Annotated in this window: 19 protein-coding genes and 1 tRNA gene; 18 read left to right on the top strand and 2 right to left on the bottom strand. The window is 67.0% G+C overall.

Annotation, left to right across the window (positions count from 1 at the left end; genetic code table 11):
- Positions 1–60 precede the first annotated feature (60 nt).
- The 9 genes from ACU5AX_RS00565 to ACU5AX_RS00605 all read left to right on the top strand — a co-directional run bounded on the left by ACU5AX_RS00565 (position 61) and on the right by ACU5AX_RS00605 (position 16,964).
- Entirely contained in the window at positions 61–2,238 is a 2,178-nt protein-coding gene (locus ACU5AX_RS00565; RefSeq protein WP_446689227.1) for an autotransporter assembly complex protein TamA, read from the top strand.
- Positions 2,238–6,485 (top strand): translocation/assembly module TamB domain-containing protein, encoded by a 4,248-nt coding sequence (locus ACU5AX_RS00570; RefSeq protein ID WP_446689228.1) that lies wholly within the window; start codon positions 2,238–2,240, stop codon positions 6,483–6,485. The genes ACU5AX_RS00565 and ACU5AX_RS00570 overlap by 1 nt, the downstream gene beginning before the upstream one ends.
- A gap of 34 nt (positions 6,486–6,519) precedes the next feature.
- Positions 6,520–8,022, top strand: a complete 1,503-nt coding sequence (locus tag ACU5AX_RS00575; protein WP_446689229.1) for a flavin-containing monooxygenase — start codon at positions 6,520–6,522, stop codon at positions 8,020–8,022.
- Positions 8,023–8,105: 83 nt separating this feature from the next.
- Positions 8,106–9,380 carry an HlyD family secretion protein gene (locus tag ACU5AX_RS00580; RefSeq protein ID WP_446689230.1) on the top strand — a complete coding sequence of 425 codons (1,275 nt, stop codon included), beginning with the start codon at positions 8,106–8,108 and terminating at the stop codon, positions 9,378–9,380.
- A gap of 2 nt (positions 9,381–9,382) precedes the next feature.
- The gene (locus ACU5AX_RS00585; RefSeq protein ID WP_446689231.1) at positions 9,383–11,038 is read left to right on the top strand and encodes a DHA2 family efflux MFS transporter permease subunit; all 1,656 of its coding nucleotides are present in this window, start codon (positions 9,383–9,385) and stop codon (positions 11,036–11,038) included.
- A gap of 1 nt (position 11,039) precedes the next feature.
- Complete coding sequence (locus ACU5AX_RS00590) at positions 11,040–12,539, top strand: efflux transporter outer membrane subunit (protein ID WP_446689232.1); 1,500 nt, start codon at positions 11,040–11,042, stop codon at positions 12,537–12,539.
- Between the two features lie 766 nt (positions 12,540–13,305).
- Positions 13,306–14,118 (top strand): EAL domain-containing protein, encoded by an 813-nt coding sequence (locus tag ACU5AX_RS00595; RefSeq protein WP_446690431.1) that lies wholly within the window; start codon positions 13,306–13,308, stop codon positions 14,116–14,118.
- A 1-nt stretch (position 14,119) separates the two neighbouring features.
- A complete protein-coding gene (locus ACU5AX_RS00600) occupies positions 14,120–16,519 on the top strand; it encodes an ATP-binding protein (protein WP_446689233.1) in 2,400 nt (799 codons plus the stop codon).
- 58 nt (positions 16,520–16,577) lie between these two features.
- On the top strand, positions 16,578–16,964 hold the full coding sequence (locus tag ACU5AX_RS00605) for a response regulator (protein ID WP_446689234.1): 387 nt from the start codon (positions 16,578–16,580) through the stop codon (positions 16,962–16,964).
- A gap of 28 nt (positions 16,965–16,992) precedes the next feature.
- On the opposite strand, the gene ACU5AX_RS00610 is transcribed toward ACU5AX_RS00605, so the two are convergent.
- Entirely contained in the window at positions 16,993–17,838 is an 846-nt protein-coding gene (locus ACU5AX_RS00610) for a class I SAM-dependent methyltransferase (protein WP_446689235.1), read from the bottom strand.
- A gap of 60 nt (positions 17,839–17,898) precedes the next feature.
- Here ACU5AX_RS00610 and ACU5AX_RS00615 point away from each other — a divergent pair, with 60 nt between their 5' ends.
- The 9 genes from ACU5AX_RS00615 to ACU5AX_RS00655 all read left to right on the top strand — a co-directional run bounded on the left by ACU5AX_RS00615 (position 17,899) and on the right by ACU5AX_RS00655 (position 23,447).
- The gene (locus tag ACU5AX_RS00615) at positions 17,899–18,618 is read left to right on the top strand and encodes a ComF family protein (protein ID WP_446689236.1); all 720 of its coding nucleotides are present in this window, start codon (positions 17,899–17,901) and stop codon (positions 18,616–18,618) included.
- Between the two features lie 31 nt (positions 18,619–18,649).
- Positions 18,650–18,907 carry a glutaredoxin 3 gene (gene grxC / locus ACU5AX_RS00620; RefSeq protein WP_446689237.1) on the top strand — a complete coding sequence of 86 codons (258 nt, stop codon included), beginning with the start codon at positions 18,650–18,652 and terminating at the stop codon, positions 18,905–18,907.
- Entirely contained in the window at positions 18,904–19,725 is an 822-nt protein-coding gene (locus ACU5AX_RS00625; protein ID WP_446689238.1) for a carbon-nitrogen hydrolase family protein, read from the top strand. Before grxC ends, ACU5AX_RS00625 begins: the two co-directional genes overlap by 4 nt.
- A complete protein-coding gene (locus tag ACU5AX_RS00630; protein ID WP_446689239.1) occupies positions 19,722–20,150 on the top strand; it encodes a DUF1178 family protein in 429 nt (142 codons plus the stop codon). Before ACU5AX_RS00625 ends, ACU5AX_RS00630 begins: the two co-directional genes overlap by 4 nt.
- A 39-nt stretch (positions 20,151–20,189) precedes the next feature.
- A tRNA-Arg gene (locus ACU5AX_RS00635) sits at positions 20,190–20,266 on the top strand.
- A 137-nt stretch (positions 20,267–20,403) separates the two neighbouring features.
- Positions 20,404–21,414: a DNA/RNA non-specific endonuclease gene (locus ACU5AX_RS00640; RefSeq protein ID WP_446689240.1), complete on the top strand. Its 1,011-nt coding sequence runs from the start codon at positions 20,404–20,406 to the stop codon at positions 21,412–21,414.
- Entirely contained in the window at positions 21,401–21,820 is a 420-nt protein-coding gene (locus tag ACU5AX_RS00645; protein ID WP_446689241.1) for a hypothetical protein, read from the top strand. The genes ACU5AX_RS00640 and ACU5AX_RS00645 overlap by 14 nt, the downstream gene beginning before the upstream one ends.
- A gap of 831 nt (positions 21,821–22,651) precedes the next feature.
- Positions 22,652–23,035: a DNA/RNA non-specific endonuclease gene (locus tag ACU5AX_RS00650; protein WP_446689242.1), complete on the top strand. Its 384-nt coding sequence runs from the start codon at positions 22,652–22,654 to the stop codon at positions 23,033–23,035.
- Positions 23,025–23,447, top strand: a complete 423-nt coding sequence (locus ACU5AX_RS00655; RefSeq protein ID WP_446689243.1) for a hypothetical protein — start codon at positions 23,025–23,027, stop codon at positions 23,445–23,447. The genes ACU5AX_RS00650 and ACU5AX_RS00655 overlap by 11 nt, the downstream gene beginning before the upstream one ends.
- A 105-nt stretch (positions 23,448–23,552) precedes the next feature.
- On the opposite strand, the gene ACU5AX_RS00660 is transcribed toward ACU5AX_RS00655, so the two are convergent.
- Positions 23,553–24,830 carry a chymotrypsin family serine protease gene (locus ACU5AX_RS00660; protein ID WP_446689244.1) on the bottom strand — a complete coding sequence of 426 codons (1,278 nt, stop codon included), beginning with the start codon at positions 24,828–24,830 and terminating at the stop codon, positions 23,553–23,555.
- Positions 24,831–24,862 lie beyond the last annotated feature (32 nt).

Raw genomic sequence — 24,862 nt, forward strand, 5'->3', positions numbered from 1 at the left:
GCCCTCGGAGCGGGAAGGGGCGTATCGCGAGTGCCGGCGACATCAGGACGACTTCATTGGTTGGCGATCGCGCTGCTCACCGCGGCGCCCGCATCCGCACAGCTCGCGCAGCAACAGGGTCGTGCCCCGGCGCAGGGCCCCGACGCACCGAAGTCTCCGCAGGGTCAAAGCACGCCTGCCGATTCGGGGCAGGCGGTCGATCCCAAGGGCAACGCGCCGATCGTGCCGGACAGCGAATTCAATGCCGCGCTGCCCCCGTTGAGCGGCGACATCAACGCGCCGCTGGAGCCGATGCCGAGCGCGGCCGCCGGCACCGCCGCGAATGCCGCGCCCCAATCCACCGCGGCGCGGCCGACCATCGCGCCCACCGCCACCGCTGCCGACACGAGCCTGCCGCCCGCGGCCACAGAGAATCCGGAGCTGGCGCAGCCGTTGGTGCCGCTGTCCAGCTTCGATACCACGCCGTTGCAGACGGCGGCCGACGTGAAGGACCCGAACCCGCCGCAGATCCGGTACGACACGGTGCTGAAGGGGCTGGATGCACTGAACCTCGACGGGCAGTTCAAGTCGCTGTCGGCACTCCGTGAGGGCAGCGGCAAGGCGGCCAATGCGACGCAGGTGTCGGCGCGCGCTCGCGAGGACGAGGCGCTGGCGGTGCGCCTGATGAAGTCGCTCGGCTATTACGACGGCACGGCGGTGTCGACGGTGGAGACCATCCCCAACGACGCCGGTCGACTGCGCGCGACGGTGAGCGCGACGCCGGGCCGGCTGTATCACCTCTCGTCCGTGACGGTGAAGGCCGATCCCGTCGTCCCGTCCGACCTCATAACGCACAATCTGCCGCTGAAGGTCGGTGATCCGATCGAGGCGGCGCGGATCGAGGGAGCGGAAGCCAACGTCAGCCTGGTGCTGCCGCAGCAGGGCTATCCCTTCGTCAAGGTGGGCGAGCGTGACATCCTGCTCGACGACGTGTCGGATCAGGCGACCGGCGCCTATACGCTGCCAGTCGATTCGGGCCCGCGGTCGAGCTTCGGCCAGCTGACCACCAAGGGCGATGCGGTGTTCGATCTCAATCACCTCAACGTCTTCCCGCGGTTCGATCAGGGCGATCTGTACGACGCGCGAAAGACCGACGACCTGCGCGATGCGCTGGTCGCGACCGGTCTGTTCCGCGGCATCGCGGTCGAGCCGCAGCGGACGGGACGGCCGGGGCCGGACGGCACCGAGCAGGTCGACCTGCTCGTTACGCAGACCAAGGGGCCGCCGCGCAGCCTGGGCGGCACGCTCGGTTATTCGACCGGCCAGGGCTTCCGCGCGGAGGGGACGTGGACGCACCGCAACCTGTTCCCGCCCGAGGGCGCGCTGATCGGCAGTGTCATCGCGGGTACGCAGGAACAGGGTCTGTCGGGCACCTTCCGCCGCTCCAATGCGGGCAAGCGCGACCGGACGTTCCAGATCATCGCGTCTGCCAACCACAATAATTACGACGCCTATGACGCCTTCACCGGCACGCTGGGCGTGCGCTGGAGCTACGATTCGACGCCGATCTGGCAGAAGCGGATCACCTATGCCTATGGCGCCGAGCTGGTCGGCACCAACGAGAGCGTCTGGGACTTCAGCCGCAACGAAAGCGTCCGGCGGACCTATGGCATCGTCGCGCTGCCGGGCCAGATCCAGTGGGATACGTCGGACAGCCTGCTCAACCCGACCCGCGGTTATCGCCTGAAGCTCAACCTCAGCCCCGAGACGTCGGTGCAGGGCAGCGTCAGCCCCTATATCCGCACGATGATCGAGGGGACCTTCTACTACCCCGTGTCGAGTTCGATCGTCATCGCCGGCCGTGCACGCGCCGGCTCGATCCAGGGCATCGACCGCGACGATCTGGCGCCCTCGCGCCGTTATTACGGCGGAGGTGGCGGTTCGGTGCGCGGTTACGGCTATCAGCGGCTCGGGCCGCTCGATCCGCAGGGCAATCCGGTCGGCGGCCGCAGCCTCAACGAATTTGCGGTCGAGGCGCGCTACCGCTTCGGCAATTTCGGCATCGTGCCGTTCGTCGATGCCGGCAACAGCTATGAATCGAGCCTGCCCAAAGGCTCCGACCTGAAGTTCGGCGCCGGCATCGGCGGTCGCTTCTACACCAATTTCGGCCCGCTGCGCCTCGACGTCGCGACGCCGCTCAACCCGCGCAAGGGCGACGGCAAGGTCGCGCTGTACATTTCGATCGGGCAGGCCTTCTGATGGTGGACGAGACCGTGCCCGCCGCGACCGAAACCGTGGTCGTCGTGCGCCGCCCCTGGTGGCAGCGTATCCTGAAGTGGATCGGCATCGCGATCCTGGGGCTGCTGCTGCTCGTCGCGATCGTCGTGTTCGGGATCAATACCGATCCCGGCCGCCGCTTCGTCGCCAACCGGATCGGCAATTACACCACCGCCTCCGGCCTGAACATCAAGGTCGGGCGGATCGACGGGTCGCTCTATGGCGAGATGATCCTGTCCGACGTGCGCGTCGCCGATCCCAAGGGTGTGTTCCTGACCAGTCCGCGACTGAGCGTCGACTGGCGGCCGTTCGCCTTCGCCAGCAACCATGTCGACGTTCGCGCCTTGTCGACCGACCTGGTGACGATGGCGCGACGCCCGGAACTCAAGGCGACGCCGCCCAGTCCGAAGAACGAGCCGCTGCTTCCCGACCTCGACATCGACGTCAACCGGCTGCACGTCGGCCGTCTGGTGTTGCAGAAGCCGGTGACCGGGCAGACGCATATCGTCCGGATCGACGGCAGCGTCCATATCGCCGACCGCCGCGCGCAATTGGTCGTCGATGCCGCCGCGTTGCGCGGGCCAGGCGTCGCCGGCGGCGACACGCTGCGGCTGAAGCTGGACGCGGTGCCGGACCAGAACAAGCTCGACGTCAACGTGAAGCTCGCCGCACCGGTCGGCGGCGTGGTCGCGACCATGGCGTCGCTGAAGGCGCCACTGACCGTCAGCGTCGACGGGCGCGGCAGCTGGGCGGCGTGGCAGGGCCGCGCCGCCGCGACGCTCGGCGCGGGGCAGCTCGCCGACCTCGGCGTCACCGCCCGCAACGGCCATATCGAGGTGCGCGGCTATGCGACGCCCGGCCTGTACCTGCAGGGGCCAGTCGAACGGCTGACCGCGCCGCGGCTCGACCTGGCGATCGACACGACGCTCGACCAGCGTCGCGCCGACACGCGGATCAAGGCGCGCTCGAGCGCACTGGCAGTGGACGCCGGCGGTATCCTCGACCTCGCCAACAGCACGTTCGGCAATTTCGCGGTCGACGCGCAGTTGCTGACGCCCGGCGCGATCGCCCCCAATCTCAACGGCCGCGACGTGCGGGCGCGGGTCGTCCTCGACGGCGCCTTCGCGACGCCGACGGTCGACTATAAGGTCAGCGGCCGCACGATCGGCTTCGGCACCACCGTCGTGCAGGACGTCTATGCCGAGGGTCTGGCGCGGGTGAATGCCGACCGCATCCTGGTGCCGGTCAAGGCGCGGGCGCGGCGCGTCACCGGGCTCAACGCCGCGGTCGGCGGGCTGACCAACAACGTGCGCATCCAGGGCGACTTCGCCGTGTCGATGCCGAACATCCTGTCCGACAACCTGCGCATCCGTTCCGACAATATCGACGCCACCGCGGTGGTCGTCGCCAATGTCGCGACCGGCCGCTACACCGGCGCGCTGAAGGGGCGGGTCAACAATTACCGGGTCGAGAGCATCGGCATCATCGATCTGACCACCGACGCCAAATTGGTGCCCGGGCCGAACGGCGGCTTCGGCGTCACCGGCCGCGTCGTCGCCCGCACCCAGCAATTGTTCAACAGCGGCGTGCGCAGCTTCCTCGGCGGCAATGCGATCGTCCGGGCGGACATCGGCTATAGCCCGGAAGGGATCGTCAGCTTCCGCAACCTGCGCCTCAACGCCCCCCAGTTCCGCGTCACGCGTGGCGACGGGCGCTTCAATCCGGCCAATGGCGCGGTGCTGGTCGATGCCGACGCCTATTCGACGCAATATGGCCCGTTGTCGGCGCGCGTCACCGGCAGCGCCGACGCACCCGTGGTGGTGCTCCGCGCGGCGCGGCCGAATGTCGGCATCGGTCTCGCCAATCTGGAGGCGCGGGTCGTCGGACGGAACGGCGCTTATGCGGTGACCGCCAAGGGCGGCACCAATTACGGTCCGTTCACCGCCGACGTGCTGGTGCGGCCGAGCCCCCGCCTGACCGTCGACGTGCGCAGCCTCGTTCTCGCCGGCATAACGGCGCGCGGGCAGGTGCAGGCGACGCCGCGTGGGCCGTTCGCCGGTCAGCTGACCTTCGCCGGGCGCGGGATCAGCGGCACGGCGCGCCTGGCGGATCAGGGCGGCTACCAACGCGCCGACGTCAACGCGCGCGCCTATAACGCCACCATCCCCGGCGCCGCGGACTTCACCATCGCCCGCGCGCTCGTCAACGCCAGCGTCGTCCTCTATCCCAAGGCGCCGGAAGTCGTCGCCGACGTGCAGGTCGGCGACACGCGCTACAATGGCTTCGTCATCCAGGCGATGCGCGCCAAGGTGAACTATCGCGGCGGCCGCGGCACCGCGCAGGCGGTGCTGACCGGGTCGAGTGGCGTGCCGCTACGCGTCGCGGTCAACGCCCAGCTGTCGCCGGGCCAGTATCTCGTCGCGCTACAGGGGCAGGCGAACGGCATCCCGTTCCGGACGATCAACCCGGCGCGGATCACGCAGGCGGCGCCCGGCTATGTGCTGGCACCGACGCGGATCGACTTCGGCCAGGGGCCGACGGCGGGTTCGGCGCGGCTCGCCGGTTCCTACGGCGGCGGCACCACCGCGGCGCAGGTCCGGCTCGACCGGATGAACCTGTCGATCCTGTCCGCCTTCGTTCCCAACCTCGGCCTATCCGGGGCGGTCAGCGGCAGCCTCGACTATCGCCAGCAGGGCGCGGCGATCCCGCAGGCCGACGCGCGGCTGACCGTCGCGGGCTTCCAGCGCACCGGCCTGGCGGCGGTGTCCGAGCCGGTCGACATCCAGTTCGTCGGTCGCCTGCTGCCCGACGGTGGCGAGGCGCGGGCCCTGGTCAAGCGCGGCACGATGACGGTCGGGCGGATGCTGGCGACGTTGCGCCCGCTGCCGCCGGGATCGGGGTCGTGGACGACGCGCCTGATGCAGGCGCCGCTGTCCGGCGGCATCCGCTACAACGGTCCGTCCGCGGTGCTGTTCAGCCTGGCCGCCCTGCCGGGGCAGCAGCTTAGCGGCCCGATCGCGGTCGCTGCGGACTTTTCCGGCCGGGTGTCCGCGCCGCAGCTCAACGGCCTGATCCGCGCCGACAACCTGACCTACGACAACGAGACCTACGGGACCCGCTTGTCGCAGATGAAGATCGCCGGGCGTTTCAGCAACGACCGGCTGGAGTTGATCAGCCTGACCGCGCGTGCCGGCGACGGCAGTGTGCAGGCACAGGGCACGGTCGGCCTTGCGGCGGACAGCGGCTTCCCGATCGACGTGCAGGCGCAGCTGAACAATGCGCAGCTGGCCAAAAGCGACGCGATCGCGGCGACCACCTCGGGCACGATCCGCTTCACCAACGGCCGCGACGGCGCGCTGCTGAAGGGTGACCTGACGGTGCCGGAGGCGCGCTACCAGATCATCCGTCAGGGCGCGGCGGAGGTGCCGGAACTGACCGGCGTCCGCCGCAAGAGCGAGATCCGCGTCGCCCGGCCGACCGACCGGCCGAACGCGCCGCCCGCGCCGGCCAAGGTGATCAAGCTCGACCTCCGGGTGCGGGCGCAGAACCAACTGTTCGTGTCGGGCATGGGCCTGGAATCCGAATGGTCGATGGACCTGCGCATCGGCGGCACCTCGGCGGCGCCGACGATCGGCGGCGGCCTGGACCTCGTCCGCGGCACCTATTCGTTCGCCGGCAAGCGCTTCGAGGTGACGCGCGGCACGATCCGCTTCCGCGGCGGTGCGCTGACCGATCCGGACATCAACATCCAGGCGTCGACCACGACCAACGGCATCACCGCGATCATCGCGATCACGGGCACGGGCCAGCGGCCGCAGATCAGCTTCACCTCGACCCCGACGCTGCCGCAGGACGAGGTGCTCAGCCGCCTGCTGTTCGGCACCAATCCGGAGAATCTGTCGGCGACCGAGGCGATCCAGCTGGCGAGCGCGCTCAACAGCCTGCGCGGATCGGGCGGCGGCGGGCTCAACCCGCTCGGCAAGCTGCGCTCGGCGACCGGGTTCGACCGGCTGCGCGTGCTCGGTGCCGATCAGGCGACCGGGCGCGGCACCAGCCTGGCGGCGGGCAAGTATCTGACCGACGACATCTATGTCGAAGTGGTCACCGACGCGCGCGGCTTCACGGCGACCCAGCTGGAGATTTCGCTGACCAAGGCGCTCAGCCTGCTCACCTCCACCGGATCGTTCGGCGGCTCCGACGTCCGGCTGAAATATTCAAAGGACTATTGAGCCGAGGACGACCAACGCGCATCTTGTCGCTGACATGAGTGTCAGCAACAGGAGCGCGGCGGTGGCCGAGCATTTCAACGTGGTGATCGTGGGGGCCGGCCTGTCGGGGATCGGCCAGGCCTATCATTTGCAGCGCGACTGCCCCGATCAAACCTTCACGATCCTGGAGGGGCGGGGGGCGATCGGCGGGACGTGGGACCTGTTCCGCTACCCGGGTGTCCGTTCTGACAGCGACATGCACACGTTGGGCTTCGCCTTCCAGCCGTGGACCGCGGCCAAGGCGATCGCCGACGGGCCGTCGATCCGGCGCTACATCAAGGATACCGCCCGCACGCATGGCATCGACCGGCATATCCGGTTCGGCCATCGGGTGATCGCGGCGGACTGGTCAGACGAGACGGCGTGCTGGACGGTGGATGTCGAGGGGCCGGACGGGGCGGAATTGCGCTTCCGCTGCAACTTCCTGTGCCTGTGCTCCGGCTATTACAATTACGCGCGCGGTCATGCGCCCGCATTCGCCGGGCAGGAGCAGTTCGCCGGGACGATCGTCCATCCGCAATTCTGGCCCGAGACATTGGACTATGCGGGCAAGCGTGTCGTCGTGATCGGCAGCGGCGCGACGGCGATGACGCTGGTGCCGGAACTGGCGCGCAAGGCGGCGCAGGTGACGATGCTGCAGCGGTCGCCGACCTATGTCGTGTCGCGGCCGGCCGAGGACCGGATCGCCAACGGCCTGCGTCGCATCCTGCCCGACCGTCTGGCCTATGGCGTGACGCGCTGGAAGAACGTGCTGCTCGGCCAGCTGTTCTACACGATCGCGCGCAAGCGGCCGGAGGGGTTCAAGCGCCGGCTGATCGCGATGGTGCGCGACCAGCTCGGCTCGGACTATGACGTCGATAGCCATTTCACGCCGCGCTATGCGCCCTGGGATCAGCGGCTGTGCCTGGTGCCCGATGCCGATCTGTTCGACGCGATCAAGGCCGGGCGCGCCGACGTGGTAACCGACACGATCGACACCTTCACCCCCGGTGGCATCCGGCTGACGAGCGGCAGCGAGCTGCCGGCCGACATCATCGTCACCGCCACCGGGCTGGAGGTGCAGTTGCTCAGCGGCATCCGCTTCACCCTCGACGGCGTGCCGGTCGATTGGCCGAACCGCGTCCAGTACAAGGGGATGATGTTCTCCGACGTGCCCAATCTGTCCTACACCTTCGGCTACACCAACGCCTCGTGGACGTTGAAGGCGGATCTGGTCGCGGGCTACGTCTGCCGGTTGCTCCGGGCGATGTGGCGGCGGGGCATGGCGCGGGTGACGCCGCGCGTCGCCGACCCGGCCATGGCACGGCTGCCGTTCGTTGATTTCACGTCGGGCTATGTCGCCCGCGCGATGCACCTGCTGCCCCAGCAGGGTTCTCGCAAGCCGTGGAAACTGAACCAGAATTACGCGTTGGACGTGCTCGCGCTGCGCTATGGCTCGATCGATGACGAGATGGAATTCACGCCCCTGACCCAGGCGGGGACGCGTCGCGCCGCCTGACCGACGGCACTTTTTGCCGCATCCCGCGTCTAGCATCCGGCAACAGGCGGGCAACAAACCCGCGCGCGAGCAAAGGGGCCGCAATGAGCGAAGGCGAACGCGCGCACGATCAGGGCGCAGGCGACGGGCACGACCAGGATCACGCGGGCGACAAGCGGCCAGATTCGGACAAGACGAACGATCGCGACCGGTCCGGAAAGGGCGGCGACGACGAATCCGGCGAGGACAAGGGCGGCGACGCCAAGAGCGGCGGCGATCGCGACGGTGAGAATGGCGAGGGGGACGGGGACGATCAGGACGGCGACAAGAAGAAGCCATCGATCTTCAAGAAGCCGCTGTTCTGGATCATCCTGATCGTCGTCGTCGCGACGCTGGTGATCGGCGGGACGCTCTACTATCTGCACGCCCGCCAGTTCGAATCGACCGACGACGCCTTCGTCGACACGCATATCGTCCGCATCTCCGCGCAATCCGCCGGCCGGCTGATCCAGGTCGCCGATCTCGACAACCGCCATGTCGAGGCGGGGCGGCTGCTCGCGGTGATCGAGCCGTCGGGTCCGGAAGCGCAGCTCGCCGAGGCGCGTGCGAATGTCGTCCAGTCGCAGGCGCAGGTGCAACAGGCGCTGGCGCAGGTGTCGGCCGCGATCGCCAACCGCGAGCAGGCCGCCGCCGCCGCGCGTGCGCCGCTCGCCGCCGCCGAGAAGGCGCGCAACGATCTCGCCCGCTACGAGGCATTGCTGCGGCTCGATCCGAGTGCCGTCGCCGGGCAGCAGCTCGACCAGGCGCGCGCGCAGGCGCGCTCGACCGCGTCCGACGCGGCCGCCGCACGCCGCCAAGTCGACGCCGCCGAGGCGCAGGTCACCGTGGCGACGCGCCAGGTCAAGTCCGCCGAGGCCGTGGTCGGCGCCCGCAAGGCACAGGTGTCGCAGGCGAATACGACGCTGGGCGACCTGCAGGTCAAGGCGCCGGTGCCGGGGCAGGTGGTCAACCGCCAGGTCAATTTGGGCTCCTATGTGCAGCCGGGCAGCCAATTGCTCGCGATCGTGCCGGACCGGATGTGGGTAACGGCCAATTTCAAGGAGACGCAGCTGACGCTGATGCGGATCGGCCAGGCCGTGACGATCAAGGTCGACGCCTATCCGGACGTCGAATTCCACGGCCACGTCGATTCGATCCAGCGTGGGGCAGGGCAGGCGTTCGCAGTGCTGCCGCCGCAGAATGCCACTGGCAATTACGTCAAGGTGGTGCAGCGCGTGCCGGTCCGGATCGAATTCGATCATCGCGACGGCGATCCCGATCCGCGCCGCTATCCGATCGGGCCGGGCATGTCGGTGGTGCCGACCGTCAAGGTCCGCTGAGCGTGGCGAGCAAGAGCGCGGCCGGCAAGGGCGGCGGTGGCAAGAGTAGCGGCGGCAAGGGCAAAGGCGGCGACGCCGGCGGCGGCTGGAGTCCGAGTCGCTCCGCCGCGGGCCGTTATTCGCCCTGGCTGATCGTCGCGATCATCTCGATTCCGACCTTCATGGAGGTGCTCGACACCTCGATCGCCAACGTCGCGCTCGATCATATCGCGGGAGGCCTGTCGGTCTCAAGCGACCAGGCGACCTGGGTGCTGACCAGCTATCTCGTCGCCAACGCCATCGTCATCCCGATCTCCGGCTGGCTGTCCGACGCGATCGGGCGGAAACGCTATTTCCTGATCTCGATCGCGTTGTTCACCCTGTCGTCGCTGCTCTGCGGGCTCGCGCCGAACCTGTCGACGCTGGTGCTCGCCCGCGTCATGCAGGGTATCGGCGGTGGCGGCCTGGCGCCGGTCGAACAGTCGATCCTCGCCGACACCTTCCCGCCCGCCAAGCGCGGCATGGCCTTCGCCGCCTTCGCCATCGTCGTCGTGGTGGGGCCGGTGCTCGGGCCGACACTGGGCGGCTATATCGTCGAATATTCGACCTGGCATTGGGTGTTCCTGATCAACGTACCGGTCGGCATCGCCGCCTGGTTCCTGGTCGAGATCTTCGTCGACGAGCCCGAGCAGGTGCAAAAGGACCGCAAGGAGAAGTTCAAGAACGGCCTGCGCATCGACTATATCGGCGTCGCGCTGGTCGCGCTCGGCCTCGGCTTCCTCGAGATCACCTTCGACCGCGGCGAGCGCGAGGACTGGTTCTCCAGCCCGCTGATCCTCGGCTCAGCGATCATTGCCGCGACCTCGCTGATCGCACTGGTGATCTGGGAGCTCAATCACGACGATCCGGTGGTCGATCTGAAGCTGCTTAAGAACCGCAACTTCGCGCTGACCATCGGCGTGATGGCGATCACCGGCCTGATCCTGTTCGGCACCACCCAGCTCATCCCGCAGATGCTGCAGCAGGTGCTCGGCTATTCCTCGCTCGACGCGGGTCTGGCGCTCACCGCGGGCGGCGTCGCGACACTGATCGCGGTGCCCTTCGCCGGTCGACTGGCCGGCGCGGTCGACGTGCGCTTCCTGCTGTTCCCGGCGCTGCTCGTCCAGGCGGCGGCCTTGTGGAACATGTCGCACCTCAATGCCGATATCACTTTCTGGGATGCGGCGACGGCGCGCCTGTATCAGGCGATGGCCTTGCCCTTCCTGTTCGTGCCGATCAACGCGATCGCCTATGTCGGGCTGCGCCAGAACCAGACCGCGCAGGCATCAAGCCTGCTCAACGTCGCGCGCAACCTGGGCGGTACGATCGGCATCAGCCTGTCGCAGACGCTGCTGTCGAACGGACTGCAAAAGCATCAGAGCGAGCTGGTCAATACGCTCAACCCGCTCGACCCCAATTACAACCAATGGATCGCGACCGCCGGCCGCGCCTTCGCCGGGCAGGGCGACCCGGGCACGCTGCCGCTGGCCGTCCTGTACAGCCAGATGCAGCGGCAGGCGACGATGCTCGCCTTTCTCGACGTATTCCGCACGCTGATGATCGTCGTGCTCGTCGTCGCGCCACTGGTGCTGGTGATGCGTGCCAACAAGACGGGCCAGGCCCCGCAGGGAGGACATTGAGATGCGGCGGTTCGCGGCCCTGAACGGGGCGATGCTGGGCGCGGTGGCGCTGGCCGGCTGTACCGTCGGCCCCAATTACACGCCGCCGGCCGCGGCGGTGCCGCCGGCCTTTGTCGGACCTCAGGCCGGCGTGCAGGCAGCGCGGCAGGCGGACGTCACGCATTGGTGGCGCGCCTTCGCCGATCCGCAGCTCGACCGGCTGGTCGATCGCGCGCTGAAGGATTCACCCGATATCGCCATCGCGGCAGCGCGGGTCCGGCAGGCGCGGACGCAGGAGATCGCGGCGCGGGCGCAGGGCCTGCCGCAGGTCAATGCGAGCGCCAATGCGACGCACGTCGAGTTCAGCAAGAACGCCGGCTTCTCGTCGCTCGCCCGCCTGTTCGGCGGGAGCAGCGGCGGCGGATCGTCGGGCGGGTCCGGATCGAGCAGCGGCATCGCATTGCCCGGCAGCGGCATCACCACTTATGCCGTCGGGTTCGACGCAAGCTGGGAATTGGATCTGCTCGGCGGCGTCCGGCGGCAGGTGCAGGGCGCGGTCGCCCGGACCGAGGCGGCGGAATGGAATCGGCGCGACGCGGCCACGATGATCGCGGCCGAGGTCGCCCAGGCCTATTTTGCGATGCGCTTCGACCAGCAGCAAACGGCGATCATCCAGTCCGAATTGCAGCGCCAGCGCGGCGCGCTCCGCATTGCCGGCAATGTCGCCAAGGTCGGGCTGGTGCCGCCGATCGACGTCACCCGCCAGCGCGGCTCGATCACCAGCACCGAAGCGCGGCTGCTGCCGATCGCGGCGGACATGGCGGTGCGCCGGCACGCGCTCGCCATCCTGCTCGGGCTGGAGCCGGCGGCGCTGGACGCGGAATTGACCGCACCCGCTGCAGCCCCGATCGCGACGGTGCCGGTGATCCCGGTCGGGCTGCCGTCGGACCTCCTTCGCCGTCGCCCCGACGTGCGGGCCGCGGAGCGCAATCTCGCCGCCGCTACCGCCGACATCGGCGTCGCGGTCGCGGATCTCTATCCGCGCTTCAGCCTGACCGGCATGGCGCAGCTGATTTCGACGGCCTTGGGCAATCTGTTCAGCGGCGACAGCCTGCAGCTGACCGGAACCGGCGCGGCGCAATTTCCGCTGATCGATTTCGGTCGCCGTCGTGCGACGGTGAAGGCGCGTGAGGCGGCGCGAGACGAGGCCTATCTGGACTATCGCCAGACCGTGCTGCAGGCCCTGCGCGACGTCGAGGATGCGTTGGTCCAGCTGGATGCGGAACGACAGCGGCACGTGGTGCTGATGCGCGCCGTGGCCGACGCGGATGCGAGCGTGCGGGCGACGACCGCGCAATATCGCACAGGTTTCGTCGCACAGGACGCGGTGCTCAACACTGAGGCACAGTCGCTCTCGGCGCGGGAGCAGGTGGCGATGAGCGAGGCGCAGCTGCGTCAGCAGACGATCGCACTGGCCAAGGCGCTTGGCGGCGGTTGGGAGGACGTCACGCTGACGAGGTAAGGCGTGAACTGATTATAAAATGAAGCCAATTCGGCAGAGAATATCGGCCCGGACGCAAGCGTCCGGGCCGACGAAACCGTTTACCAAGGCTTGATGTCGAGCCCGATAACCATCTTGATGATGAGCGCCAGCATTTGCTTTCTCCCTTAGTGGTGCGCGAACGCCGAAACGCCGCGCACGCAGTTAGGTTAACCTGATGTTTACCAAAATTCAATCTCCGGATCCAATGATTAACGCTATTTTTAATCCTTGGGTGGTATCCGCTTAGCTGATGTTTTCAGGCGATCGTCCGGAGTCGATGGTGCAGCAGAACGCCGCGTTCGAGCCGATTGGCGTATCCGAAACGGATGCGATCGATTGCCTGCTGCTTGTCGAACTGGCCAATTTCGTAGCGTTGCGACGTCGGCTCGGCTGTGTCCGTGCCGATCTTCTCGCCGGCCTGGCGTCTGAACGGCTTGGTCGCATTCTGCCGACGGCGAGCATCGCAAGCGTCGGCCGCACGCTCGTCACCTGCCGCTTCCGCGGCCAGGCGGCGGATGAGATCGATCGACGCATCGCCGCGATCGAGGCCTCGTTCGCCCGTTCGTTCGAGATCGATGAGGCGTCGATTCGCATCGAGCTGACCTTCGGCGCGGCGGCAGCCGAGATCGGCGTGGACGAGGTCGCGCTGGTCGAACAGGCCGAACTCGCGCTGGCCGAAGCTCGGACAGCCTATCGCGCCATACGCCACCAGGTTGCGCCGCGTCCTCAGCGTGACGTCGTCCGGATGGCACGGGAACTCGACAGGGCGATCGACAAAGACGAACTGGTCCTCGCCTACCAGCCCAAGGTCCATGTCCGCCGTCAGGAGATCACGAGCGCCGAGGCCCTCGTCCGCTGGCGCCATCCCGAACGCGGCATGGTGATGCCCAACGATTTCATTCCGATCGCCGAGCAATGCCAGCTGATCGACCGGATGACGCTGTGGACCATCCGGCGCGCCATCGCCGACCAGCAGGAGCTGGCCAGGCGGGGTCACCATCTGCGATTGTTCATCAACATTTCCGGCCAGTTGCTCGCGGACGCGGCCTTCGTCGAAGAGGCGTGCCGCCTGGTCGGCAGCAGCGACGCGAACTTGGGATTCGAGATTACCGAGACCTCGGTGATCCGCGACCCGGCCAGCGCGATCGCCAACCTCCAACGGTTCGCCGATTACGGCATCACCATTGCCATCGACGATTATGGTGCCGGCCTGTCGTCGCTCGCCTATCTTAAACAGCTGCCCGCGCGTGAATTGAAGATCGACAAGCTGTTCGTCACCCAGCTGACCAGTTCCAATCGCGATCCGCTGATCGTGCGTTCGACGATCGATCTCGCCCATGCCTTGGAGATGGAGGTCGTGGCAGAGGGGGTTGAGACCCACGCCGCCCTGGCGTTGCTGACGGTGATGGGCTGCGACATGGTGCAGGGCTATCTGATCAGCCGCCCGGTGGCTCTAGAAGCGCTGATCACCTATCTCGATGATGGATCTCATCGGCGGCCGGGACCCGACCCGTTGACCTTGTTCGGAGGGCTGACCTCGGTTCGCCGGGAGGCCTAGAGTGCGCTGTCCCATCGCTATCGTCGGGCTGCTGTCGTTCTTCCTCGTGGCGACGCAACCTGCGCCTGCCGCAACCCCGGAACAGTTCGACCGGCTGATCGCTGATGCCAAGGGCGCGATGCTCGCGGACCCCAATGTCGCGATCGTCAAGGCGCAGGACGCCGAACGATGGGCAGGAAGCCGGCCGCCGTCGACCGACCGCGAGATCATGCGTGCCACGGCGCAATGGCTGCAAGGCGAGGCGCTGTTGCGGATCAACAATGTTGCCGCGGGAAAACTACTGGTGACGCGTGCGCTGGCAACCGCATCGCGGCTCGCCTCTGGGTCCAAGCTGCAGGCGGACCTGCTGCTATCCGACGGCTGGATCAATACAGTTGAGGCGAACGTCGCGAAGGCGCTGGTCGACTATCAGCGCGCGCATGCACTGTTTGTCACACTTGGCGAGGTGCGAAGTCAGGCGAAGGCGCTGCAGTCAATTGGCTCGCTTTACAGCAGCGGTCGTGATTTTGCCGCGGCGCTGAAATATTATGATCAGGCGATTGCTGCCTACAATGCCGACCCCAATCTGCTGCTCTCGATCTATAACAATCGCGGCAACACATTGCGCGAGCTGCATCGCTATCGCGATGCGGAGAAGCAGTTTCGGGAAGCGTTGGCCCTAGCGACGAGCATGCAGAGCCCGCTGCTGCGGGCGATGGTGCTCGGCAACATCGCGGAAACGCAGCTTGCCGCCGGCAATGTCGCCGGCGCTCAGCGCAACATCGATGAGGGGCTGCGGCTCGCGGGCCGGCCCGAAGCCGCTGGCTTCAAGGCGCTGCGCGAAACGCTGCAGGCGCTCGCAGCGCAGTCGGCGTTCCAGAGCGGTGACCTGACCGCTGCGCAACGTCTGATCGGTCAGCGCTTCGCGGGGCAGGATCCGGCGCAAGCCACCGTAGTGGACCGCCCCGCGCTCAAGACCGCCTATGACATCTACCGTGCCGTCGGGCGCGACGATCTGGCACTGGCTCACCTGGCTGCGTGGAAGCGGCTGGACGACGAGGCGACCAACCTGGCGCGGTCGACCAATGCGGCGCTGATGGCGGCGCGGTTCGATTTCGCCAATCAGGAATTGCGCATCGCCAATCTGCAGCGCGACGAGGCGCGGCGCAGCGTCGCCTTCGAACAGGCGCGGGCCAAGACGCAGCGGACGATCTTCTTCGTCGCGGCGGGCGCGACCGCGATCGTCATCGCATTGCTCGGCATCGGCCTGTTCACCATCCGCCGCAGCCGCAATCAGGTGCGGGCCGCCAACGACGATCTCGCCGTCACCAACACGGCTTTGGGCAAGGCGCTGGCGGCGAAGACCGAATTCCTCGCCACCACCAGCCACGAAATCCGCACGCCGCTGAACGGCATCCTCGGCATGACGCAGGTGATGCTGGCCGATCCTACCTTGGGCGACCCGATCCGCGAACGCATCGGTATCGTCCACAGTGCCGGTACGACGATGCGCGCGCTGGTCGATGACATTCTGGACGTTGCGAAGATGGAAACCGGCAATCTCACAATCGAGGCGGCACCGTTCGACCTGTGCGCGATGCTGATCGAGGCGAGCCGGATGTGGGAGGAGCAGGCCAGGGCCAAGGGCATAGCCTTCGTTCGCGACCTGCACGACAGTCCGAAGCGGATCGTCGGGGACGTGACACGACTGCGGCAGATCGTGTTCAACCTGACAGCCAATGCGCTCAAGTTTACCGCCACCGGTCAGGTGACGCTGCACGTCGCTGCGGCCGGTGAACGGCTGCATATCGCCGTAGCAGATACCGGCGTGGGGATCGCGGCGGACAAGATGGAGGAAATTTTCGAGTCCTTCCGCCAGGCCGACGCCAGCACTACGCGGCAATTTGGCGGTACCGGGCTTGGCCTGTCGATTTCGCGCAATCTGGCCCGCGCCATGGGGGGGGATGTCCGCGTCGAAAGCACACTGGGCCGGGGGTCGCGGTTCACCGTCGATCTGCCGCTCGCACGGGCACAAGATATCGAGGAGCGGGAGCCGGCAGGGGGCGGCGCGGCCTTGCTGATCGTCGACCGCAATCCGATCACGCGCAACATGTTGAAGGCGGTTCTGTCACCGCTGGTCGAGGAGGTTCGGGCGGTCGCCAGCCTTGCGGAGGCGGTCGCGTGCTGCGCCGCAGAGGCGGTGGGGCGGATCGTCGTCGATGCCTCGGCGATCGGGAACGATGTCGCGGCATTCGCGGCGCTTAGCGCCGCTGCGGGAGACCGGCGCATTGCGGTGCTGTTGCCCGCCGGTCAGGCAGCGCCAGAGGGGGCGCTTGCAATCGCTAAACCAGTGTCCGGCACCGATTTAATCGCCGCTTTGTACGGTATCGGCGATCAGCCGCTTGTGTCCCGGGCGGCATGAAGCGTAGAGGCGCGTTCATGCCCCGTGCAGACTTTCACTTCGGGATTTCCCGACGGCCATGAACATCCTGTTTATCGAGGACGACCGGATGAACCGCCGCGTCGTGCGCGACATGCTCGACGTGGCTGGGGCGGCGATGGACGAGGCGGAAAATGCGGAGCAGGGTCTCAGCAAGATTGACGCCGCCACCTACGACATGCTGCTGATCGACCTGCGCATGCCGGGAATGGATGGGCTGACCGCGATCCGCCATATCCGGGGACGCGACGATGCCAAGGCGTCCGTGCCGATCATCGTGATCACCGCCGACACCGCGCTCGACCTGCGCGAGCGCTGCCTGGAGGCGGGAGCGGACGAGGTGCTGTTCAAGCCAGTGGCGATGGACGCGCTGTTCGAGGCGATGGGCCGGATCCTTGCCCGCGACGCCGATGGCGTGATCCGCTGAAGATCGTGTCGCGGTCGGCAACCTGCCGTTAGGCCGAATCCGGTTTGGGCGAGAGAGCGGCCGCCAGCGAGGCGGTGCCACTGCCACGACGGGCGGGTTGGGGCTGCGAGGCGTCAGGCGCCCAGCCGGTCAGGAAGATGATCGAGAACCGTTCAGTGGTGCGGCCGTCCGGGCCAGCCGCGTCGGCGAAGGCAGCGGCGGTACGCGCCAACGTCTCGCGCGACAGCGCCGTACGGCTGGCGAGCAGGTTGGATGCCGCCATGCCGCGCAGATCGTCGAGCAATCGCCCGAGGCTGGCGTAACGCACATCCAGCGTCTCGACGTCGGCGACCGGCAGGGTGAAGCCGGCACGGACAAGCAGATCGCCCGCCGACCGGACGTCGATCTGCGGATGCAGCCGCGCCGCCGGCCGTTCGCCCTCGGCCGCGCGCAGTGCGGCGCGCAAGGCCGGCAGGCTGCCCGCCCCCAGAAACGCACCGAGGAACAGGCCATCCGGCCGCAGAGCCCGTCGGATCAGCGTCAGCGCGCCGGGAAGATCGTTGACTTGGTCGAGCACGCCGGCGCTGACCACGCAGTCGAAGCTGGCGCCTGCGAAGGGAAGACGGTCCTCGTCGCCCTGGATGCCGCCTGTCACGCGGGCAAACCGGACGCCGGCATCGATCCGCGCCATGCGTGCACCAGGGACCGTCAGGCTCTGGTCGCTAGCGCCGATATCCAGCGCCTCGCCGAACGGCCGCTTCACCGCCGCGAGCCGCTCCAGCAGCCCCTCGACCATGACGTCGCGGAGAAAGGCATGGGCGGCAGGATCGCCTGCCGCAGCACGGTCGCGGCGTAGCCGGCGCGTCGTGCGATTGAAGATTTCCGTGGCACTCACGCGGCGGCTTGTGCCGTTTCCCGACGCGGGCGACAAGCATCGATCATGGGCTTCGGGTCGATGGCGGCAGGCTTGGGCAGGGGGGCGGTCGCGCTGGTGCTGCCGCCGCGCTGTCCCGGCTGTGGGGTGCCGGTGGCGGACGACCATCACTTTTGTGTATCGTGCTGGAACGACTTGCGGCTGATCGCGCCGCCGTGGTGCGCCGCCTGCAACCGGCCCTTCGCCTTTGACCGCGGTGAGGGTATATGCTGCGCGCGCTGCCTTGCGGAGCCGCCGCGTCATGCCGGGGTGCGCGCGGCCGTTGCTTATGGCGCGATCGCGCGATCGCTGGCGCTGAAACTGAAATACGGCGGCCGTATCGGCATCGCGGCGACGATGGCGGAGCGGATGCGCGCGATCGTGCCCGCCGGAACCGAGCTGCTGATCCCCGTGCCGCTGCATCGGTGGCGGCTGTGGAGGCGCGGCTACAACCAGGCTGCGCTGATCGCCGCCGCACTGGCCCGGCGCACGGGCATCGCCCACGATCCGCTGGCGCTCGTTCGACGGCGTGCGACGCCGGCGCTGCGCGGCCTAGGCGCGCGCGAACGGGCTCGGACGGTAGCCGGCGCTTTCGCCGATCCGGATCGGCAGCGGGTCGCGGGACGGACGATCGGGCTGGTCGACGATGTCTACACCAGCGGCGCGACGACCGACGCCTGCACGGCGGTACTGCTACGCGCCGGCGCGGCATCGGTGACCATCCTCTGCTGGGCGCGGGTGCTGGGCGACGGCGACGATTGACAAGCCGCGCGCCAAACCACACCTCCTGCCTATGGCAAAGGTCGAAATCTACACCAAGGCATTCTGCCCCTATTGCAGCCGGGCGATGCGACTGCTCGCGTCGAAGGGCGTGGAGCCGGTCGAATATGACATCACCTTGGGTGGCCCGAAGCGCGGCGAGATGATCGAGCGCGCGGATGGCCGCACGACCGTACCGCAGGTGTTCATCGATGGCCGCCATATCGGCGGTTCCGACGATCTGGCGGCGCTGAACGCGCGCGGAGGGCTCGACCCGCTGCTCGCCGCATGAAGGCGGCGCTGCTGCAGATGACGAGCGGGATCGATCCCGCCGTCAATGCCGCGACCCTGGTCGATGCGGTGCGCGAGGCGGCGGCAGGCGGTGCGGCGCTGCTGTTCACGCCAGAGATGTCGGGGTTGATCGATCGCGATCGGCAGCGCGCGGCGGCGTCGATACGGCCCGAGGCGGAGGACCCGGTGCTTGCCGCGGTCTGCGCAGCGGCAAAGGATCACGGCCTATGGGTGCATCTCGGCTCGCTGGCGATCCGGCGGCCTGACGGACGGCTGGCCAATCGCGGCTTCGTCATCGACCCCGCGGGCGCGATCCGCGCGCGCTACGACAAATTGCATCTGTTCGACGTCGACCTGCCGACCGGGGAATCGTGGCGGGAATCGGCGGCTTATGCCGCCGGCGAAGGCGCCGTGGTGGTCGACACGCCGCTCGGCCCGCTCGGCCCGACGGTCTGCTACGACCTGCGGTTTGCGGCCCTCTATGCGACGCTGGCGGAAAGGGGCGCCACACTACTGGCCGTGCCGGCGGCGTTCACGCGCCCGACCGGGGCGGCCCATTGGCATACGTTGCTGCGCGCCCGCGCGATCGAGAACGGCTGTTTCGTGGTGGCGGCGGCGCAGACCGGCCAGCATGACGATGGCCGCGCGACCTATGGCCACAGTCTGGTCGTCGATCCCTGGGGTGAGGTGCTGCTCGACATGGGCGAAACGGCGGGGGTCGGCTTTGCCACCATTGACCCAGAGCTGGTGACGGCGGTGCGATCGCGTATCCCGGTGCTGGCGCATCGCCGGTCGATCCCGACCCCTGTCGTGGCATGATCGTCTTCGACCTGCGCTGCAGCGGCGGCCACGTCTTCGAAGCGTGGTTCGGATCAAGCGAGGCCTATGCCACGCAGCGCGACGCCGGCCAGATCGCCTGTCCGCTCTGCGCGGACACGCGGATCGACAAGGCATTGATGGCGCCCCATCTGCCGGCAAAGAGCAACCAGCGCGCCGACACGCCGCCCGCGTCGATCAAGGCGGCGCTGCAGGAGCTGGCGGCGGTGCAGAAGCGTGCACTGGCGGACTCGCAATGGGTCGGCGGCGATTTCGCCACCCGCGCCCGGGCGATGCATGACGGCGAGGAACGGTATGCGGCGATCCACGGCCAAGCGACGCTGGCCGAGGCCAAGGCGCTGGTTGACGACGGCGTGCCGGTCGCGCCGCTGCCCTTTCCAGTGATCCCGCCGGAGGCGGCGAATTGATTGACCGGTCCGGCGCGAAAAACTAGGAACGCTGGCGCTGCCCCCGTAGCTCAGCCGGATAGAGCGACGGTTTCCTAAACCGCAGGTCGGAGGTTCGAGTCCTCTCGGGGGCACCATTCCAGTCACATCGAACCGGCTAGTGAACGGGGCTGGGCGTCGAGCCTGATCCCGTCGCTCCCCGGCAAAGATTTCCGATTGACTTGTTGGATTCTGTTCCTCAAATGTTCCTACCGTCTGAAGCGACGGGGGTGGCATGATTCTCGTATCTGACAGCGAGCGGCGACGGGCTTTCTCGATCTGGCTTCGAACCGGCAGATTGCCGAGCATAGCCGCGGTGGATGGCGTCGAGCTCAAATTCAATCCTTGGCATGATTCAGAAACCGGGCGCTTCACCTTCGTTGGTGCTGGGCAGCATTATGGCCAGTGGGGCGGGGGTGGGTTTTCTGGTGGCGGGGGCGGTAAGGGCGGCGGTGGCGGTGCAACCGGCTCAGGAGATTGGCCGGCCCGGTCATCCAGACCCATATCGCGAGATTCGGCGAACCGCGCCATTTCCAAGGACCAGACGCGCATCAAACGGGGCAACCTTGCGGCGGCTCCCCAATCGTCCTCTCACAAGCCGTCTGCTCCACGCGCATGGACTGGTGGCGGATTTACGGGAGGTGGCGGCGGTAGCTTCGGCGGAGCGGGAGCGTCAGGGACGTGGGGATCACACGATCCAAACCGTCGTTCGAAGAATTCACCGGGTTCGGTAACTGCCGTTGCGTCTACGGATCGCGCTTCCGAGACGAATAGAGCCGCCACACCACCCGGAAGCGCGTCTAGCGACCGATTCCGCGCGGTCGAGCGTAACGGCTATACCTATCAAATCGACGCGCGCGGGCGGACACGGCGCGTCTCTGGCGCGCTGACGGTTACCAATGTTCCGATCCGTTCTCGCGCTTCGCAAGCGCAGGCTGGCGGCGCAGAACGTCGGGCGAGCGACGATGGCGGCCATTATATCGCCGCGCGCTTCAACGGGCCGACCGAAGCGTTCAATCATTTTGCGCAGGATGCGAACTTCAACCGCTGCCGTTATCGTGTCCTCGAGAATGAGTGGGCGAGAGAAAAGCGAGACGGAAAGACTGTCACGGTCAAAGTCGTGCCGCGGTTCGAGGGTGCGTCCGGGCGACCATCGGTGATCGACGTGAGGTGGACGGTCGACGGCAAGCGCAAAAGCCTGAAATTTCCCAACGAACGATCGGAGAGAAGCCGTGGCAAACGATGATGCCGAGAAGCTGCTGAACGAGATCGGCCAGTTGCTGACGGAGGATTGTGAGTATCCGTTCGAACCAACGCTGCTCTATGCCCAGCTCGATCGGAACGTGGTCGGCGAGTCGATCTTCAAGGAACTCGGCAACCAGATCCTGTTTCGCTGGCCGGCAATCGAGGGGCTGCCTTATGCGTTGCTCGACTTGTGGGAAGCACAGGACGGCGATGATCGATGGGCGGAGATGGAATATCTGTTACGCGACGGTAAGTTCGAAGTAGCCTATATCTATCCGGATGAAATCGATGCCGAAGAGGATGTAGTGGAGCGGCGCGCACGGTCGGTTCGGCGACACTTCGGCGAGAAGCCGATCGTATATCCGCCCTTGCTGCCCGAGGACGACGCGCCGGACTACTACCTTTAGGTCGCGGCCGGGCCGATTGTTGAGCGAAGCACGGGAGTTGCCCGGTAATCTGATTAGCTAGTTTTGTCCCCGATGGATGCATCATTCTCGTCACATCGAATCGGGTTGAGAACGGGGCTGAGCGTCGAGCCTGATTCCTTCGTTCCCGGTAATAATTTTCGGTTGACTTGTAGGAAATCGTTCGTCAAATGTTCTCACCGTCTAGCGAGACGGGGGCAGCATGATTCTCGTATCGGACAACGGACGGCGACGGGCTTTCTCGATCTGGCTTCGAACCGGCAGATTGCCGAGTATAGCCGCGGCGGATGGCGTCGAGGTCAAATTCAATCCTTGGCATGATCCGGCGGACGGGCGTTTCATATTCGCCGGCTCCGGACGTGCTTCTGGCCAAAGTGGCAGAGGCCAGTTTCGAGGTGGGAGTGGGGGCTCGTTTGGCGGCGGGCGTGCCTCGTCACACGAGGCGTGGCCGCGCGATGCTCGATCAGACGCCAATCGTCAGCGGCCTCGCATAACGCCCACCCCCAGGGCACAGATGGCGGGTCCGACCTCTCGCTCTTCGTTGCCGAAGCCAGACGCGGCACGGCCGATCTCGCGCAATGGCTGGGGCGGCGGCGGCTTCACGGGTGGCGGGGGCGGGCGCGGCGGAGGAGGGGCATCGAGATATTGGGGTCTTGATAGGCCGGCACAAAGGACGGTGCCGAAAGCTTCCACCACCGTCGTCAGAAACCGGCAATTACCTTCCCAAACAACAACGCCGTCCCAGCATTCCGCGGCATCGACACCGCTTCGTCGCGAAGTGCGCAATGGCTACGAATACCAAATCGACGAAACGTGACGAACCCGCAGAGTTTCGGGACCCTGAAAATCGTCAACAAGCAGGTGCGATCGAAATTAGCGCAGGCCCAGGCCGGTGGCGCCGATCGCCGGCCGACTGATGACGGCGGTCACTATATCGCGGCACGTTTTGATGGACCGACCGACGCGTTCAACCATTTCGCGCAGGATGCGAATTTCAATCGCGGCGAATATCGCCGCCTTGAGGACCAATGGGCGAGGGCAAAGCGGGCGGGACGGAACGTCACCGTCAGAATCCTGCCGAGCTATGACGGCGCATCGAAGCGCCCTTCCAAGATCAACATCTGGTTCAACATAAACGGCTATCGGCGAAGCCTGGCAATTCCAAATGAGCCAGAGGAGAAACGCGGTGGCAAATGACGAGACGGACCGCCTACTCGGAGAAATTGGCCAGCTTCTAGCTGAGGACACGGCCTATCCACTGGACGGCACGTTGCTGTATGCGTGCGTGAGACCGTCGATGGTCTCACCCGCGATCTTCAAGAATCGTGCGAACAGCATAGTATACCGCGGCCCCGACGTAGACCGATGGTTCCACCTGCTTCTTGACCTCTTGGAGGCCGAGGAGCCGAAATGCCGCTGGGCGGAAATCGAATATCTCATCGCCGGCGACACGTTCGAGGTGGCTTATACCTACCCCGACGAAATCGATCCAGACGAGGACACGTTTGAGCGTCGTGACCGGATCGTCAGGAAGTATTTCGGGGATAAACCAATTGTCTATCCGCTAGGCCTACCCGATGATGACGATGCCCCATACTATGACCTCTAGTCGTTCACACCGCGGCCAGAGAACCAGGAAGCCAAATCGGCTGACGAATAGACGTTCTCTGCTATCGTCTAAGGGATGCCCCCCTTTGCGGTCCTGATCGCTACGTCACGGAGAGTTGGCAGCCATGTCAGAGATGTGTCCAGCGGCGACTACGGGGACCACCGGCTGAACCGGTGCGGTCAGGAGCTGCCAGCCGGTTGGCAGATAGTCCGTCGACATATAGAACCAGAACGCACAGCTGCCGTCGGCGCGATAGCTGCCGCCCTTGAGGATGCCATAGGCGACGGTGCCGAGGAACACCGGGCTGCCGCTGTCGCCCGATTTGCAGATCGGGCCGGCGACCGTGGTCCAGGTCGGCAGGCAGGCGCCGCCGCACAGGTCGCCGGCCGGCGCGAAATCGGTCAACTCGACCTCCGAACAGCTGTAGCCGGTGCGCTCGCCGCGGTGGCAGACGACGTCGCCCGCGCGCATTCCCGCCCGGGCGCGCGCGGCGGTGACCGGCCGGCTGATCGTTCGCGCCGCGTCGGTATAGAAGGTCGGCGGCAGGGGCAGCCGGCTGGCGTTGACCTGTACGTCCTGATTGCCCCAACCCCATTGGCCGACGAACGGCAGCACGGTTTCCTGCCCGTCGGCATCGCGCGTCGACAGCGTGTCGGGGCAATGGGCCGCGGTCGACAAGGCCGTGCGCTGACCGTCGGTGACGACAAAGCCGGCGGTGCACAGATAGCGGTGCGGATCACCCGGCACGCTGCCGGTGACGCGGGTGCCGCCGGCGATGCCGCTCATGTCGAGTTCGGGCTGGTCGATGACGCGCAGCCGCACCGGCACGCCGGCCAGAGTTGCGAGGCGGTCGCGCAGGGCCGTGGCGCCTTCACGCTCGACATCGCGGCGGGCGACTACCGCGACCAGTTCGCCGGTGCGGAGATCGACGCCCAGGCCCGGCGGCGTCAGCAGGCTGGCGCGGATCTCCGCCTGATGCGCGCTGATCGCCTGGACCAGCGCCAGACGTGTGGCAGCGGCACCGGTGGCGAAGCGGACCGGCACCGCCTCCCCGTCGACGACGATCGTCGTGTCGGCAACCGGCTCATTGCCGGTCAGCAGGATGCGGATCGCGAAGTCGGGCTGATGAAGCACGGCGATGCCGGCGAGCCGCTCGGCGTAGCGGTCGGCGAGGGCATCGGTCGCGGCGACGCTGTCCGCCTGCAACCGGAGCTGGTGGGCAGCCGCGTCGGCGGTGACGCCGAGCCGTTCGGCGATCGCCGCCCCGTCCTGTACAAAGCCCGCGTCTATCGATTGCGGATTTAGGTCGCCAGCTTGCGCCTGGGCGACGCTCGCACCGAACGTCGCCGCCAACGTCGCCAGAATGATGCCGACCCGCCCCACTCTTACTTCATAGCGCGGGACAGATAACCGCG

It is taken from the genome of Sphingomonas benefaciens (assembly GCF_052907485.1).

What these genes read in the sequence shown, in the direction of transcription:
- ACU5AX_RS00605 (WP_446689234.1), top strand. Translation starts at nt 16,578, where the DNA reads ATGAACATCCTGTTTATCGAGGACGACCGGATGAACCGCCGCGTCGTG.
- ACU5AX_RS00590 (WP_446689232.1), top strand. Translation starts at nt 11,040, where the DNA reads ATGCGGCGGTTCGCGGCCCTGAACGGGGCGATGCTGGGCGCGGTGGCG.
- ACU5AX_RS00580 (WP_446689230.1), top strand. Translation starts at nt 8,106, where the DNA reads ATGAGCGAAGGCGAACGCGCGCACGATCAGGGCGCAGGCGACGGGCAC.
- ACU5AX_RS00625 (WP_446689238.1), top strand. Translation starts at nt 18,904, where the DNA reads ATGAAGGCGGCGCTGCTGCAGATGACGAGCGGGATCGATCCCGCCGTC.
- ACU5AX_RS00575 (WP_446689229.1), top strand. Translation starts at nt 6,520, where the DNA reads ATGAGTGTCAGCAACAGGAGCGCGGCGGTGGCCGAGCATTTCAACGTG.
- grxC (WP_446689237.1), top strand. Translation starts at nt 18,650, where the DNA reads ATGGCAAAGGTCGAAATCTACACCAAGGCATTCTGCCCCTATTGCAGC.
- ACU5AX_RS00640 (WP_446689240.1), top strand. Translation starts at nt 20,404, where the DNA reads ATGATTCTCGTATCTGACAGCGAGCGGCGACGGGCTTTCTCGATCTGG.
- ACU5AX_RS00630 (WP_446689239.1), top strand. Translation starts at nt 19,722, where the DNA reads ATGATCGTCTTCGACCTGCGCTGCAGCGGCGGCCACGTCTTCGAAGCG.
- ACU5AX_RS00615 (WP_446689236.1), top strand. Translation starts at nt 17,899, where the DNA reads ATGGCGGCAGGCTTGGGCAGGGGGGCGGTCGCGCTGGTGCTGCCGCCG.
- ACU5AX_RS00570 (WP_446689228.1), top strand. Translation starts at nt 2,238, where the DNA reads ATGGTGGACGAGACCGTGCCCGCCGCGACCGAAACCGTGGTCGTCGTG.
- ACU5AX_RS00595 (WP_446690431.1), top strand. Translation starts at nt 13,306, where the DNA reads ATGGCACGGGAACTCGACAGGGCGATCGACAAAGACGAACTGGTCCTC.